The organism is Pantoea sp. GCM10028869, from assembly GCF_042666835.1.
GTDB classification, from domain to species: Bacteria; Pseudomonadota; Gammaproteobacteria; order Enterobacterales; family Enterobacteriaceae; genus Pantoea; species Pantoea leporis.
The window spans coordinates 365,581-379,054 of sequence record NZ_JBHTGO010000002.1 but is presented as its reverse complement, the minus strand read 5'-3'; the positions used below and the strand labels follow the sequence as shown (position 1 = coordinate 379,054).

Genomic DNA, 13,474 nt, shown 5'->3' with positions numbered 1-13,474 from the left:
TGTGCTTAGCGCGTCGCCCAGCCCTGCTGATGCAGGTAATCCAGTATGAAGGGACGCGTTTCTTTAATGATCAGACGCTGAATCAGCTGACTCCAGGTTTCGGAACGCTGGTTGCTATCACGCTGCTGATAATAGGCGGTAATTTGCTCATCGTATTGCGCCAACAGATTTTTATCGACTGCATGATAGCGGTTTTCATGTACCAGCATCGCGTGCGGCATGCGGGGTTTAACATCGGGTGTATCAGCCGGATGGCCGATGCAGAAGCCGAACAGCGGCAGCACAAACTTCGGCAGTTCAAGCAGCTCGGTCACTTCAGCGATGCTGTTGCGAATCCCGCCAATAAATACGCCGCCAAGGCCCAGCGATTCCGCCGCCACCATGGCATTTTGCGCCATCAGCGCGGTATCAACGCAACCGAGCAGCAGCTGTTCAGCACGCCCCAGTTGCGCATCCGGGCAGATCTGTTGATGACGATTGAAATCCGCGCAGAACACCCAAAACTCCGCCGCTGCGCTGACCCAAGGCTGGCCGCCGGTCAGCTGGACCAGCTGCTCGCGCTTAGCGGGATCGGTGATACGAATAATTGAGGAGCACTGTAAAAAGCTGGAGGTCGAAGCCGCTTGTGCCGCTGCAATGATGGCGCTGCGTTGCGCCTCGTCAATGCCCTGTTCGGTAAAAGCGCGAATGGAACGGTGGCTGCACAGTAAATCGATAGTCGGCGTCATAAATTCTCTCCGGTGGTTACTTCTTTTTGTTGGAATGATTGAACAATTGCGGGGCCATCGCCTTCGCCGTGCGCCACATCATCATCCATGCCGCAGGCAGCATCAGCGCGATGCCAAGAAAAAACAGCAGCGTCGCCAGCGGCTTTTTGGCGATAAAATCAGGTGCGCTCACCCAATCGTTGGTAAGCAACAAGGCGCCAATGACGGCAAGCACGCCGAGCACTTCGAGTAGCAACACGGGTTTGGGTAATGTGGCGAGATTACGCATGCGATGGTTCCTTGATTGTTCTTTCAGCGTTAGCCGCATTTTACCCAATGTATAGGCGGTAAGTATTAGAGTAACAGGTATATTCTTCTTCCTTTAAGCAGGATGGGCGGGCATGATGTGACGCATTATTCACGCTGTGATGTGATTCTAGTCACAAAACAGCAGCGGAAGGAGAGAAGCAATGATTGCAGTGATTTTTGGCCGTTCTAGCTGCCCTTACTGCGTACGTGCGAAAGAGTTGGCGGCTAAGCTGACCAGCGAGCGCGACGATTTTAACTATCAGTACGTGGATATTCAGGCCACCGGCATTACTAAAGCCGATCTGGAAGCCCGTGCCGGCAAGCCGGTGACAACCGTGCCGCAGATTTTCCTCGACGATCAGCACATCGGTGGTTACACCGAATTCGCTGCCTGGACCAAAGAAAACCTGGGTATCGAAGCCTAAGAGAACGGGCCTGCGGGCCCGTTTTTGCAGGTACTATTCGGCTCGCATCGCCAGCATAATCCGCAGCAAGCGCACCAGCAGCGCACCACAGCCCGCCCAAAACAGCGCACTCAAACTCCAGGCCACAATCAACAAGCCGCTGTGCGTCATTGGCACCGCCAGCATTAACCACATCATACCCAGCAGCGTACCGCCTAGCGCGACCCACAAGGTGCTGATAAGCGGACTTTGCGGCTGCAGTAGCGCCATCAAACATCCCGGCAGTAAAAACAGCAGTAATTCTGGCTGTCCGCGTACGGCTTGTTCACTGGCAGCGGACCAGAAATGATGTGCATAAATAAACACCAGCGTATAAAGCATCACGCCCAGAATGGATGCTGGCCAGCGATTATTGCGCTGCAACATAATTATCCTCAACTTTGACGTTAACAATTATGAAACTTTTACTGCCCTGATGCGCACGACTGGAAATAAAAAGAAACAGCTGGAGGCGAAAGGAATGAAAACTGCCGATAGCTGAGGGTGTTAATTATGATTAGAATGACGCCGCTTTAGATTTCGGCTTGAACGCTTTTGTTGCAGGAACCTTAACGTTCGGCACAAGATAGCGAAAAAAGTCCCTCTCATCAACTGGTTGCAGGTTAAGAAGAAGTTAAACCGTGAACATTAACGTCGCAGAATTGTTAAGCGGAAATGACGTTCTGTTATTATTTGTCGTTTTAGCCCTCGGACTCTGCTTAGGTAAATTACGCCTCGGTTCGGTCCAACTCGGTAATTCCATTGGAGTCCTGGTGGTTTCGTTGATTTTAGGTCAACAGCATTTCGCCATTAATACTGACGCATTAAGTCTTGGCTTTATGTTGTTTATTTTTTGTGTTGGCGTGGAAGCCGGGCCTAACTTTTTCTCGATATTTTTCCGCGACGGTAAAAACTACTTCTTTCTGGCGATTGTCATGGTGGTCAGCGCGCTGTTAATCGCCCTGACGCTCGGCAAAGTATTCGGCTGGGATATTGGTTTAACCGCGGGCATGTTGGCCGGTTCAATGACCTCAACGCCGGTGCTGGTAGGTGCTGGCGATACGTTGCGGCAAAGCATTAGCGACAGCCATCAGCTCACTTTGATGCAGGATAACCTCAGCCTCGGATATGCCCTCACCTATCTGGTAGGTTTAGTCAGCCTGATTTTTGGCGCCCGCTATCTGCCGCGCCTGCAGCATCAGGATCTGCCGACCTGCGCGCAGCAAATCGCGCGCGAGCGCGGCCTCGACGCCGATAGCCAGCGCAAAGTGTTTCTGCCGGTGATCCGCGCGTATCGCGTGGGTCCGGAACTGGTGGAGTGGAGCGGCGGTAAAAACCTGCGCGAGCTGGGCATTCATCGCCAGACCGGCTGCTACATCGAGCGTTTGCGCCGTAACGGTATTCTCGCCAGCCCGGACGGTGACGCGATGCTGCAGCTGGGCGACGATATCTCGCTGGTGGGCTATCCCGATGCGCACGCGCGTCTTGATCCCAGTTTCCGTAACGGCAAAGAGGTGTTCGACCGTGACCTGCTGGATATGCGCATCGTCACCGAAGAGATTGTGGTGAAAAATCACAACGCGGTGAACAAGCGCCTGAGTCATCTCAAACTGACCGATCACGGCTGCTTCCTCAACCGGGTGATTCGCAGCCAAATCGAAATGCCGATCGATGACAGCATTATGCTAAACAAAGGCGATGTGCTGCAGGTAAGCGGCGAAGCGCGTCGCGTGAAAAGCCTGGCCGATCGCATTGGCTTTATCGCCATTCACAGCCAAATCACCGATCTGCTGGCCTTCTGCGCCTTCTTTATCGTCGGCTTGATGGTCGGGATGATCACCTTCCAGTTCAGCAATTTCAGCTTCGGCATCGGTAACGCCGCTGGATTGTTGTTCGCAGGCATCATGCTGGGCTTTATGCGCGCTAACCATCCTACATTTGGCTACATCCCGCAGGGTGCGCTGACGATGGTGAAAGAGTTTGGCCTGATGGTGTTTATGGCGGGCGTAGGTCTGAGCGCGGGCAGCGGCTTGCAGCACGGTTTCGGCAGCGCCGGCGCGTTGATGCTGCTGAGTGGCTTGCTGGTGAGTTTGCTGCCGGTGGTGATTTGCTATCTGTTCGGCGCTTACGTGCTGCGTATGAACCGCGCGCTGCTGTTTGGTGCCATCATGGGCGCGCGTACCTGTGCGCCAGCGATGGAGATCATCAGCGATACCGCGCGCAGCAGCATCCCAGCCTTGGGCTATGCAGGAACGTATGCGATCGCGAATGTTTTGCTGACGCTGGCCGGTACCCTGATCGTGATAATCTGGCCGCTTTTGCCTTTATAAAAATATTTTTGCGCTGTCCAGAACTTTCTTCTGGGGTCGCAGTCTGAATAAGTGCCACTGCTTTTCTTTGAAATCCCCAAATTGTGGAGCCCGCCAGTCACTGACTTGCGGGTTTTTTTATGGCTGCCATTCTGCCGCTTAAGGTTCTTCTCAGACAAAAATTCCATCCTGCCACTCTGATGTCGATTTTTTAAATCTTCATGCAACTTTCATCAAAGTTAAACACTCCAACAACCCGCGATAAGATTAAGAGCGCGACTATTTATTCCTGGTTCGGACGCTTCTAGGCTATCAGCTTTATTTTGCAGACAATTTTGCTCTGCTGTTTTTCGGGTAAACAAGACGAGGACAAGGAATCGTGATGGAAGCATTGAACCACACGCTCTTTTTATGGATTAACGCTACAGAGGATTCACCGCAGTGGTTGATCACTCTGGCGACTTTTATCGCCAAAGATGTGATTGCCATCGTACCACTGCTGATTGTGGCGCTGTGGCTGTGGGGACCGCGCGATCAGGTGCAGTCTCAACGCGAGCTGGTGCTAAAAACCGGCATGGCGCTGCTGTATGCGCTGAGCATTTCGTGGTGCGTCGGCCAGCTGCTGCCGCATCCGCGTCCGTTCGCTATTGGTTTTGGCCATCAGTTACTGTCACACCGACCTGATGATTCCTATCCGAGCGATCACGGCACCACCATTTTCACCTTTGCGCTGGCATTTATCTTCTGGCATCGCCTTTGGTCAGGTGTGGTGTTGCTGGTGATAGGCAGCGCCATCGCCTGGTCACGCGTCTATCTTGGCGTGCACTGGCCGCTGGATATGCTGGGCGGATTCCTGGTTGGCTTGCTGGGTTGTCTGGCGTCGCACATGGCGTGGCAGCTGTATGGCGAACGCATGCTGGCGTTTACGCATCAGGTGTATCGCGCGCTGTTCGCCATGCCGATTAAGAAAGGGTGGATTCGTGAGTAAGCGATGGGGTCGCCATTAATGACGAGCCTGTAAAAAACGGTGCGCATCAAGCGCACCGTTTTTGTCTCAACTAAACCACTTCCCGAACCAGCCGTGGAATTTCATCATGATGAAATCCCAAATGCGGCCAACAAAGCCACCTTCCGGCACCGCTTCCATCGTCACCAGCGGACGTTGCTCAATGGTTTTGCCGTCCAGCTGGAAATCGATAGTGCCCACCACCTGATTCTTCTCCAGCGGCGCTTCCAGCTGCGGTGAATTCAGGGTAAAGCTGGCCTTGAGGTTTTTCATCTGCCCTTTTGGCACGGTGATCGCGGCGTCTTTTGCGACGCCAAGATTGACCTGGCTGCGATCGCCAAACCAAACGCGCTGCTGCGCAAACGGTTTATCGGCCTTAATCGGCGTCACGGTTTCATAGAAGCGGAAGCCCCACGTCAGCAACTTCTCACTTTCGCGGAAACGCGTGGCATCGGTCGCCGCACCGAGCACCACGGAAATCAGCCGCATATCGCCTTCGGTTGCCGACGCCACCAGATTGTTACCCGCGCCGGAGGTGTGACCGGTTTTAATGCCATCCACCTTGAGATTGGTGCTCCACAGCAGACGGTTGCGGTTCATCTGCTTAATCTTATTGAAGGTGAACTCTTTTTCGCTGTTGATCGCATACTCTTCTGGCACATCGCTAATCAGACGCTGGCCGATAATCGCCATGTCACGCGCGGTGCTGTACTGCCCTTCGGCGTCCAGGCCGTGTACCGTCATAAAGTGGGTGTTTTGCAGGCCAAAGGCTTTGACGTAGTTGTTCATCAACCCGATAAACGAATCCTGGCTGCCCGCGACATAATCAGCCAGCGCGATACAGGCATCGTTGCCAGATTGAATCACCACACCTTTATTTAGCTCAGAGACCGGAATGCGATCGCCGGGCTTAAGGAACATCAGCGATGAGCCGCGCAGCTTGGGATTGCCGGTTGCCCACGCATCCTGGCCGATGGTAACCATGTCATCGTTGTGAATCTTGCCCGATTTCAGTGCCTGGCCGACCACATAGCTGGTCATCATTTTGGTCAAACTGGCGGGATCGAGGCGTTGATCGGCATTGGATTCCGCCAACACTTTGCCGCTGTTGTAGTCCATTAAAATCCAGGCTTTGGCGTCAATTTGCGGTGCCGCAGGTGCCTGTTCAGCCAGGGTGGCTGCGGGGATAAAGAGTAAAAGAAGTGAAGACGCAGCCAACGGCCGCCAGACAGAAGCGAAGGTGTTTTTTCTCATGAGCGTGACCAGATTGTCCTTGTTAAATCTCGGTTTTCTTGCAGGCAAGACATGTCTTGCCCCACGCTAACGGTTCAGGCCAGCGAAAAAAACCGCTCAATCGTAAAGTTTTATAGAGTTTATTAGAGTAACCCTGGCACCAACCGCGCAGCGCCGCCACTTTTGCCCATCTGACTTCCAAAAAAATTTGCGTGTAATTCCGATTTTTCGCAGAACGGTTAAGCCAGTCACAAATTTCCGCTAACCTGAACTCAGTCAGCCTGAGGAGAGCCGCGATGGACTTAGCCATTTTCGATTTGGACGAAACCCTGATTTGTGAAGACAGCACCAGCCTCTGGCTGCGCTGGTTGGTTTCACAGGGCTTTGCCCCCGAAGAGATCATCCAGCAGGAGAAAATCCTGATGGAGCAATATCACACCGGTACGTTATCCATTGAAGAGTATATGAACACCACGCTGGCGCCACTCGCCGGCATGGCTACGATGACCGTTGAAGGCTGGGTACGCCGCTTTATCCATCGCGACATCATGCCGCGCGTGTTCCCTGCCGCCCGCGAGCGTATTGCGTGGCACCAGCAGCGCGGCGACACGGTAATGATCATCACCGCCAGCGGCGATCATCTTGCGGTGCCCATCGCCGAACGCCTTGGTGTACACGGCGCGCTGGCGATAGGCGTGGAAGTGGTGGATGAACGCTACAGCGGACAAACCTACGGCACCATGACCTATCGCGAAGGTAAAGTGACACGCCTCAGTGACTGGAAAGCGTTACAGCAAGATCAACGCTTTGAACGCACCTGGGCTTACAGCGATTCGATGAATGATTTACCGCTGCTGGCACATGCCGATCATGCGTGGGTGGTCAATCCCAATCCGCTGCTGCTGCAGGAAGCACAACAGCGCGGATGGGAAGTGTGTAACTGGGCTCGCTAATTTAACCGCGTGGGGCGCTGGCTGTGTCTGGCAGCCCCACTTTCAGCAGCTTGCCGTTGGATTCATCGGTTAGCACGTACAGATAACCATCCGGGCCTTGACGCACATCTCGAATACGCTCGCCACGATTTTCCAGCAATCTCTGCTCCTCCACCACTTTCTCGCCGTTGACCTGCAAGCGAATCAAACTCTTCTCTTTCAGCGCACCAATAAACAGGGAATTTTTCCACTGCGGGAAACGCGCGCTGTTGTAGAACGCCATGCCGCTGATGGCCGGTGAGACTTTCCAGAAATACAGCGGTTGCTCAGTGCCTTCCACTTCACTACCCTTTGCTTCTGGCACTTTCTGCCCGCTGTAATCAATGCCGTGCGTCGCCAGCGGCCAGCCGTAATTTTTGCCCTTCTCGGGGATGTTGACCTCATCACCACCGCGCGGGCCGTGTTCGCTTTCCCACATTTGCTGCGTCCACGGATTGAGCGCCAGCCCTTGCGGATTGCGCATGCCGTAGGACCAGATTTCCGCGCGCGCGCCTTGACGATCAACAAACGGATTGTCCGGCGGGATTTCACCGTCTTTGGTCAGACGCACGATTTTACCGGAGAGCTTATCCAGCTGTTGCGCGCTGCTGCTGGCGAAGTTGTCACCAAAGGCGATATAGAGAAAGCCCTGGCGATCAAACGCCAGTCGCGTGCCGATATTGGCGCCGCCCGACAGCTTCGGCGTTTGCTCCAGCACCACTTTAAAGTCACTCATCTGACGGTTGTCATCGCTCAGGCGACCATAACCCACCACGCCACCAGCCCGACCGCTGGCATCGGCGGTGGTGTAGCTGAGCCACACGCGGCGGCTTTCGGCGAAGTCCGGTGCCAGCACCACATCCAGCAAGCCACCCTGACGATTCGCCCACACCTTCGGCACCCCGCCGATCGGTGGCGACAAGCCTTTACCCGGCTGCCAACTGCGCAGCTGGCCGGATCGTTCAGTGATTAACAGCGTTTGATTATCGGGTAGAAAAGCCACGGACCACGGATGGTCGAGCTTGTCCTGAAGCACCTGAACCTGCACATCGGCAGCGAATAACGGTAAGGACGTGCTTAAAGCGCCAAACAGTAGCGCGGCGGGCAGTAAACGCATGGCATTCTCCTTTATCGCGGTCTGCCGTAAAGCGTAGTCAGCGCGCGACAAAGGATGTGCAGGATTTACAAAACATTAAGCCCGGCACACCGCCGGGCGAGAATTTACTGTGCGGGGAAGGTCAGCGCATCGCGGACCATCTCGTCGATGCCCGGACGCAGATCGTTAAGTGTGATTGGCGCACTGTTGTTCGGCAGATTTTTACCAAATGCCTTGCGCACCACCTTGATCAGCGGCTTGCCAGTTTGCGCATCCAGCGCTTCCATTTCGAGGAACAGCGCGCTGTTTTGCGTGCGATGTCCAGTCGCTGCCATGGTGCTGGCAACAACAGCGGCAATTGGCACCACTTCATAGAACTGCACGCCTTCATTTTCGGCAGAAACGGCGGTGATAGCGGTTTTAACTACCAGCGTGTGAGGGCCTTTTTGCGTCACCAGCGGTTTACGCTGGGAAATCGCGTGCTTGAGTTGCGTATCGGTATAGCTGCGGATCGCATCCAATGTTTGCTGATCGATACGTGCCGTGGGGTGTGCCGCCGGATAATAGACCACTGGCGTATACACCACGCCTTTGTAATCAGCATCATGGTAATCGGGTGAAATCCAGCGCAAGGTCGGTTTACCGCTGGGCGACTCAGTGGCCTTCAATTCACTGTAATCGCCGAGAAATCCTGAATATTGTTGTTGATTAGTCACATGAGAGGTACAGCCCGCCGCCAGTATTGCCAGCGTTAAAACAGAAGCATAAAGGGGAAATCGCATGAGAAAGCCCTTATCAGAGGTAATTGCTTCTCAAGTGTAGGAGGTCGTCAAAAACGTGGCGGGAAATATTATCGAAATGCGAGGATAACCACCTGCAATGCAGGTGGTTAGGCGGAATTACTCGAAGCAGGTTTCCGGGTTTTCCGACAGCGAAATAAAGGATTCACCGCCTTTGGTCAGGGCAATGATTCCGCCACTCTCAATATCATAAACCCATCCATGCAGGCGAATTTTGCCTTTACGCAGCGCTACCGCTACGGAAGGGTGTGTTTTGATATTGTTCAGCTGCGCAATCACGTTCTCTTTCACCATTTCGTTGAGACGCTTCTCAACGGAATCGTAGTTACGCTCTTCCACCACCGCTTTCGCCGCGTTGGCGTAGTGCAACCAGTGATCGACCGCGGGCATGGTTTCGAGATCGGCATTGGAAGCAATGGCGTTCATGGCACCGCAGTTTGAGTGACCACAAATAATAATTTCGGTCACGCCCAAAGCGACAACCGCGTACTCAATGGTTGCGGACACGCCGCCCGGCTCTGGACCAAACGGTGGCACGATATTACCGGCGTTTCGGATCACGAACAGCTGACCCGGCTCCGACTGCGTCACCAGCTCTGGCACCAGACGGCTGTCTGAGCAGGAGATAAACAGGGCTTTGGGATTTTGGTTGGATGCCAAACTTTTGAAAAGATCCTTCCTTTCAGGGAACACATTCTGTTGAAAATTCAGAAAACCTTTGACGATCTCTTGCATATGTCTGCTCTCACATTATCCACTTCTGCCCTGGCAGTGAGGATTCACTATCAGTGCGATTTGAAATTTTCAGCGAAGATAACAACTTACCTTCACCGACCCAACATTTAAGCAAAAGGCGCCAGCTTACACAACTCGGATCGCCACAGAGGGCCATTGCGCCAGCGAGTGAGCCGCACCGCCAACAGAGTTAAGCACAATCATCATGCATTAGTTACCCCATAAGGAGATTCTTACACAGCCTATACATTTTCCCCGGCAACCTCTGTACAATCGCCCCCCTATCCACACTAATTATGATGAATTTTTATCCTTATGAGCCATGTCAAAAATCCACCGCGCGTGGGGTTCGTCTCCCTCGGCTGTCCGAAAAACCTCGTCGACTCTGAACGCATCCTGACGGAGCTGCGTACTGAAGGCTATGACGTGGTGCCACGCTACGATGATGCGGAGATCGTCATCGTTAACACCTGTGGATTTATTGACAGCGCCGTACAGGAATCTCTGGAAGCGATTGGTGAAGCGCTGAATGAAAACGGCAAAGTGATCGTCACCGGTTGCCTCGGTGCCAAAGTGGATCAGATCCGCGAAGTGCATCCGAAGGTGCTGGAGATCACTGGCCCGCATAGCTACGAGCAGGTGCTGTCGCATGTGCACACTTATGTGCCAAAACCAGAACACAATCCGTTCCTGAGTTTAGTGCCAGAGCAAGGTGTCAAACTGACGCCGCGTCATTACGCTTACCTGAAAATTTCCGAAGGCTGCAATCATCGCTGCACCTTCTGCATCATTCCATCGATGCGTGGCGATCTTGATAGCCGCCCAATCGGTTCGGTGCTCGACGAAGCTAAACGTCTGGTCGAAGCCGGCGTGAAAGAGCTGCTGGTAATCTCACAAGACACCTCCGCTTACGGCGTGGATGTTAAACATCGCACCGGTTTCTGGAACGGATCGCCGGTGAAAACCAGCATGGTGAGCCTGTGCGAGCAGTTAGCCAAACTCGGTGTGTGGGTGCGTCTGCACTACGTTTATCCTTATCCACATGTGGATGATGTGATCCCGCTGATGGCCGAAGGCAAGATTCTGCCGTACCTCGATATTCCGCTGCAGCACGCCAGCCCGCGCATCCTCAAGTTGATGAAGCGTCCCGGCGCGGTAGAGCGCACGCTGGAGCGCATTAAGCGCTGGCGTGAAATCTGTCCGGAGCTGACGCTGCGTTCAACCTTTATCGTCGGTTTCCCCGGTGAAACCGAAGAAGATTTCCAGATGCTGCTCGACTTCCTGCAGGAAGCGCGCCTCGATCGCGTTGGCTGCTTCCAGTACAGTCCGGTAGATGGCGCAACTGCTAACCAGCTGCCGGATCAGGTACCGGACGATGTGAAGCAGGATCGTTTTGATCGCTTCATGCAGCTGCAGCAGAAGATCTCCAGCGAACGTCTGCAGGAGAAAATCGGCCGCGAAGTGCTGGTGCTGATTGATGAAGTGGATGAAGAAGGCGCGGTGGGACGCAGCATGGCTGACGCCCCGGAAATCGATGGCGCGGTTTATCTGAACGGCGATCGTCAGGTGAAAGTCGGCGACGTGGTCCGCGTTAAAGTGGAACACGCCGATGAATACGATCTGTGGGGCACGCGCGTTTAACCATACTTCTGCTGGTGCGCACGCTTGCGCGCCAGATAGTCTGTATCCGCGCGCAGTTTATCCCAGCACGCTTTGAAAACGGCCGCCGCAGCGGCCTTCTCTTTTTCTGTGGTACGCGGCAGTTCGTTGCCCGCCTCGTCATATTTACGCCCGCCCTGATGATTACTGTAGCGGCGTGCACGCGTATAACCCATCTGAATATATTTGCGCGCCATGTCCATGCCGACAAAATCGTCCTGCGCGCGATATGCCTCAAACAGCTGCATAATCTGCTGTGAAGATTCTTTTGCCAGCTCGACGGTGCGAAAGCGCCAGTGCGGCAGAATCTCACTTTTGTAAGGTTCGACCATCAGCACGCCCTGCTCGCCGCGCCCCACCTGATACAGCTCAGGCTGCTGGCGAAAATTGATGTGCTTGAAATCCTGCTCGTAGTTAAACGCTTTCATCTGTTTTTCCCGCCTCTCATCGTCCCGTGACGTAATTATTTCATGCTGGCACTTAAGCGATTTGCTTTTATACCGATAACCTGGATATCAGCCTATTTCCTCAGAGACGCACCTATGTTTAAACGAATGAAAATTGTGACAGCCATCATGATGATATTGGTGGTTTTCACCGCGATGCAGGCGATTTCCGGCTCGCTGTTTTTATCATCACTGATTACCGGACAGCATAATTTCACCACCAGTAATCAGCTGTCACATCAGCAGCGTGAGCTGGCCGACGGTTGGCAAACGCTGGTGAAAACGCGCGTAATCATTAACCGCGTCGCCATTCGTATCCTGAAAAAACAAACGGATGAAGCGTCCGCCGCCGCCATCAACAAACTGCTGATCAGCGCGGGTGCGTCACTGGATGAAGCAAAGCAACATTATGACCTCTACCAGAGCATGCCGCGCATTGCCGGACAAAGCGCTGATTCAGCCAGTGTAGTCGACGCTAAATTTGCTGCCTTCGCAGAATTACTGAAACAGTCGGCAGCGTTCCTGAAAGCCAATGATTACGCCGCCTATGGCAACCTTGACGCCCAGCAGGCGCAGGACGATCTGGAAGTCGCGTACAAGCAATGGCGCGAGCACAACGTGCAGCTGCTGGCCGAGCGCAATGCGGAATATGATAATAACTATCAGCACATGCTGGTGTTGGTCGCCGTGATGGCGATAGTTGTGGTGCTGTTGCTGGTTGCGGTGTGGATTCTGGTGCGTCGCATCCTGCTGGCACCGATGAAGCAGGTGCAGCAGCAGATGGAGCGCTTCGCCGACGGCGATCTCTCCGCCCGTTTGCAGGTGGAAGGCCGCAGTGAAATGGCATCGATTGCCGCCAGCCTCAACCATATGCAGCAGTCGCTGCTCAGCACCATTAACAATGTGCGTGATAGCGCGGATGCGATTTTTGGCAGCGCCAGCGAGATTGCCACCGGCAATAACGATCTCTCTTCACGCACCGAGCAGCAAGCGGCATCGCTGGAAGAGACCGCCGCCAGCATGGAACAGCTGACCGCAACGGTGAAACAGAATGCCGATAACGCGCGTCAGGCCACGCAGCTGGCGAAAACCGCCTCGGAAACCGCCGATAAAGGCGGCAACGTGGTGGATGGTGTGGTGAAAACCATGCGCGATATCGCCGACAGCTCGAAGAAAATCGCCGATATCACCAGCGTGATTGATGGCATCGCCTTCCAGACCAACATCCTCGCGCTCAACGCGGCAGTTGAAGCGGCGCGCGCCGGTGAACAAGGACGCGGTTTTGCCGTGGTAGCGGGTGAAGTGCGCAATCTGGCACAGCGCAGCGCTCAGGCGGCGAAAGAGATCAAACTGCTGATTGAGAATTCCGTGCAGCGTGTCAACACCGGTTCGCAGCAGGTGAGCAGCGCCGGTGAAACCATGCAGGAAATCGTCAGCGCTGTTACCCGCGTCACCGATATCATGGGCGAGATTGCTTCAGCGTCCGATGAGCAGAGCCGCGGCATCGACCAGATTGGTCAGGCGGTGAACGAGATGGATCGCGTCACGCAGCAGAACGCCACGCTGGTGCAGGAATCGGCTAACGCCTCAGCGTCGCTGGAGCAGCAGGCCAGCAGCCTCTCTTCTGCGGTGGCCCGCTTCAAAACCGGCACGCGCCAGGCGACTGCAACGGTGGCGAAAGTGGTGAAACCGGTGATAACACCAACCCGCGCGCAGCCTGCCGCCGCGCACAGTAATGACAATTGGGAAACGTTTTAAGA

At 54.3% G+C, this 13,474-nt stretch carries 14 protein-coding genes; 6 read left to right on the top strand and 8 right to left on the bottom strand.

From position 1 onward, the window contains the following. Positions 1-5: 5 nt before the first annotated feature. Both nfsA and ACFQW4_RS05975 read right to left on the bottom strand, forming a co-directional pair. Positions 6-728 carry an oxygen-insensitive NADPH nitroreductase gene (nfsA, locus tag ACFQW4_RS05980; protein WP_101760988.1) on the bottom strand — a complete coding sequence of 241 codons (723 nt, stop codon included), beginning with the start codon at positions 726-728 and terminating at the stop codon, positions 6-8. A 16-nt stretch (positions 729-744) separates the two neighbouring features. After that, on the bottom strand, positions 745-996 hold the full coding sequence (locus ACFQW4_RS05975; protein WP_101760989.1) for a DUF1418 family protein: 252 nt from the start codon (positions 994-996) through the stop codon (positions 745-747). A gap of 181 nt (positions 997-1,177) precedes the next feature. Between ACFQW4_RS05975 and ACFQW4_RS05970 the strand changes: the two genes are divergently transcribed. Next, complete coding sequence (locus tag ACFQW4_RS05970) at positions 1,178-1,441, top strand: GrxA family glutaredoxin (RefSeq protein WP_007887673.1); 264 nt, start codon at positions 1,178-1,180, stop codon at positions 1,439-1,441. A 33-nt stretch (positions 1,442-1,474) separates the two neighbouring features. Here the strand turns inward: ACFQW4_RS05970 and ybjM are convergent, their stop codons facing one another. Further along, positions 1,475-1,846: an inner membrane protein YbjM gene (gene ybjM / locus ACFQW4_RS05965; RefSeq protein WP_222210674.1), complete on the bottom strand. Its 372-nt coding sequence runs from the start codon at positions 1,844-1,846 to the stop codon at positions 1,475-1,477. Positions 1,847-2,100: 254 nt separating this feature from the next. Here ybjM and ACFQW4_RS05960 point away from each other — a divergent pair, with 254 nt between their 5' ends. Together ACFQW4_RS05960 and ybjG are read left to right on the top strand one after the other, a co-directional pair. Continuing rightward, complete coding sequence (locus ACFQW4_RS05960; RefSeq protein WP_101760991.1) at positions 2,101-3,789, top strand: aspartate:alanine antiporter; 1,689 nt, start codon at positions 2,101-2,103, stop codon at positions 3,787-3,789. Positions 3,790-4,150: 361 nt separating this feature from the next. Beyond that, positions 4,151-4,756: an undecaprenyl-diphosphate phosphatase gene (ybjG, locus tag ACFQW4_RS05955; RefSeq protein WP_101760992.1), complete on the top strand. Its 606-nt coding sequence runs from the start codon at positions 4,151-4,153 to the stop codon at positions 4,754-4,756. A gap of 66 nt (positions 4,757-4,822) precedes the next feature. Here the strand turns inward: ybjG and ACFQW4_RS05950 are convergent, their stop codons facing one another. Beyond that, positions 4,823-6,028: a serine hydrolase gene (locus tag ACFQW4_RS05950; RefSeq protein WP_101760993.1), complete on the bottom strand. Its 1,206-nt coding sequence runs from the start codon at positions 6,026-6,028 to the stop codon at positions 4,823-4,825. A gap of 275 nt (positions 6,029-6,303) precedes the next feature. On the opposite strand from ACFQW4_RS05950, the gene ACFQW4_RS05945 reads away from it, so the two are divergent. Then, a complete protein-coding gene (locus tag ACFQW4_RS05945) occupies positions 6,304-6,960 on the top strand; it encodes an HAD family phosphatase (protein ID WP_101760994.1) in 657 nt (218 codons plus the stop codon). 1 nt (position 6,961) lies between these two features. On the opposite strand, the gene ACFQW4_RS05940 is transcribed toward ACFQW4_RS05945, so the two are convergent. The 3 genes from ACFQW4_RS05940 to ACFQW4_RS05930 all read right to left on the bottom strand — a co-directional run bounded on the left by ACFQW4_RS05940 (position 6,962) and on the right by ACFQW4_RS05930 (position 9,609). Beyond that, positions 6,962-8,095 (bottom strand): PQQ-dependent sugar dehydrogenase, encoded by a 1,134-nt coding sequence (locus ACFQW4_RS05940; RefSeq protein WP_377724344.1) that lies wholly within the window; start codon positions 8,093-8,095, stop codon positions 6,962-6,964. Positions 8,096-8,199: 104 nt separating this feature from the next. After that, complete coding sequence (locus tag ACFQW4_RS05935) at positions 8,200-8,856, bottom strand: DUF3313 domain-containing protein (protein WP_101760996.1); 657 nt, start codon at positions 8,854-8,856, stop codon at positions 8,200-8,202. A gap of 117 nt (positions 8,857-8,973) precedes the next feature. Beyond that, positions 8,974-9,609, bottom strand: coding sequence for a carbonic anhydrase (locus ACFQW4_RS05930; RefSeq protein ID WP_101760997.1), 636 nt, complete (start codon positions 9,607-9,609; stop codon positions 8,974-8,976). A 315-nt stretch (positions 9,610-9,924) separates the two neighbouring features. On the opposite strand from ACFQW4_RS05930, the gene rimO reads away from it, so the two are divergent. After that, positions 9,925-11,250 carry a 30S ribosomal protein S12 methylthiotransferase RimO gene (gene rimO / locus ACFQW4_RS05925; RefSeq protein ID WP_101760998.1) on the top strand — a complete coding sequence of 442 codons (1,326 nt, stop codon included), beginning with the start codon at positions 9,925-9,927 and terminating at the stop codon, positions 11,248-11,250. Here the strand turns inward: rimO and ACFQW4_RS05920 are convergent. Further along, a complete protein-coding gene (locus ACFQW4_RS05920) occupies positions 11,247-11,696 on the bottom strand; it encodes a DUF4385 domain-containing protein (RefSeq protein WP_101760999.1) in 450 nt (149 codons plus the stop codon). The two genes, rimO and ACFQW4_RS05920, sit on opposite strands and share 4 nt — an antisense overlap. Positions 11,697-11,810: 114 nt before the next feature. Here ACFQW4_RS05920 and ACFQW4_RS05915 point away from each other — a divergent pair, with 114 nt between their 5' ends. Next, positions 11,811-13,472, top strand: a complete 1,662-nt coding sequence (locus tag ACFQW4_RS05915) for a methyl-accepting chemotaxis protein (protein ID WP_377724343.1) — start codon at positions 11,811-11,813, stop codon at positions 13,470-13,472. Positions 13,473-13,474 lie beyond the last annotated feature (2 nt).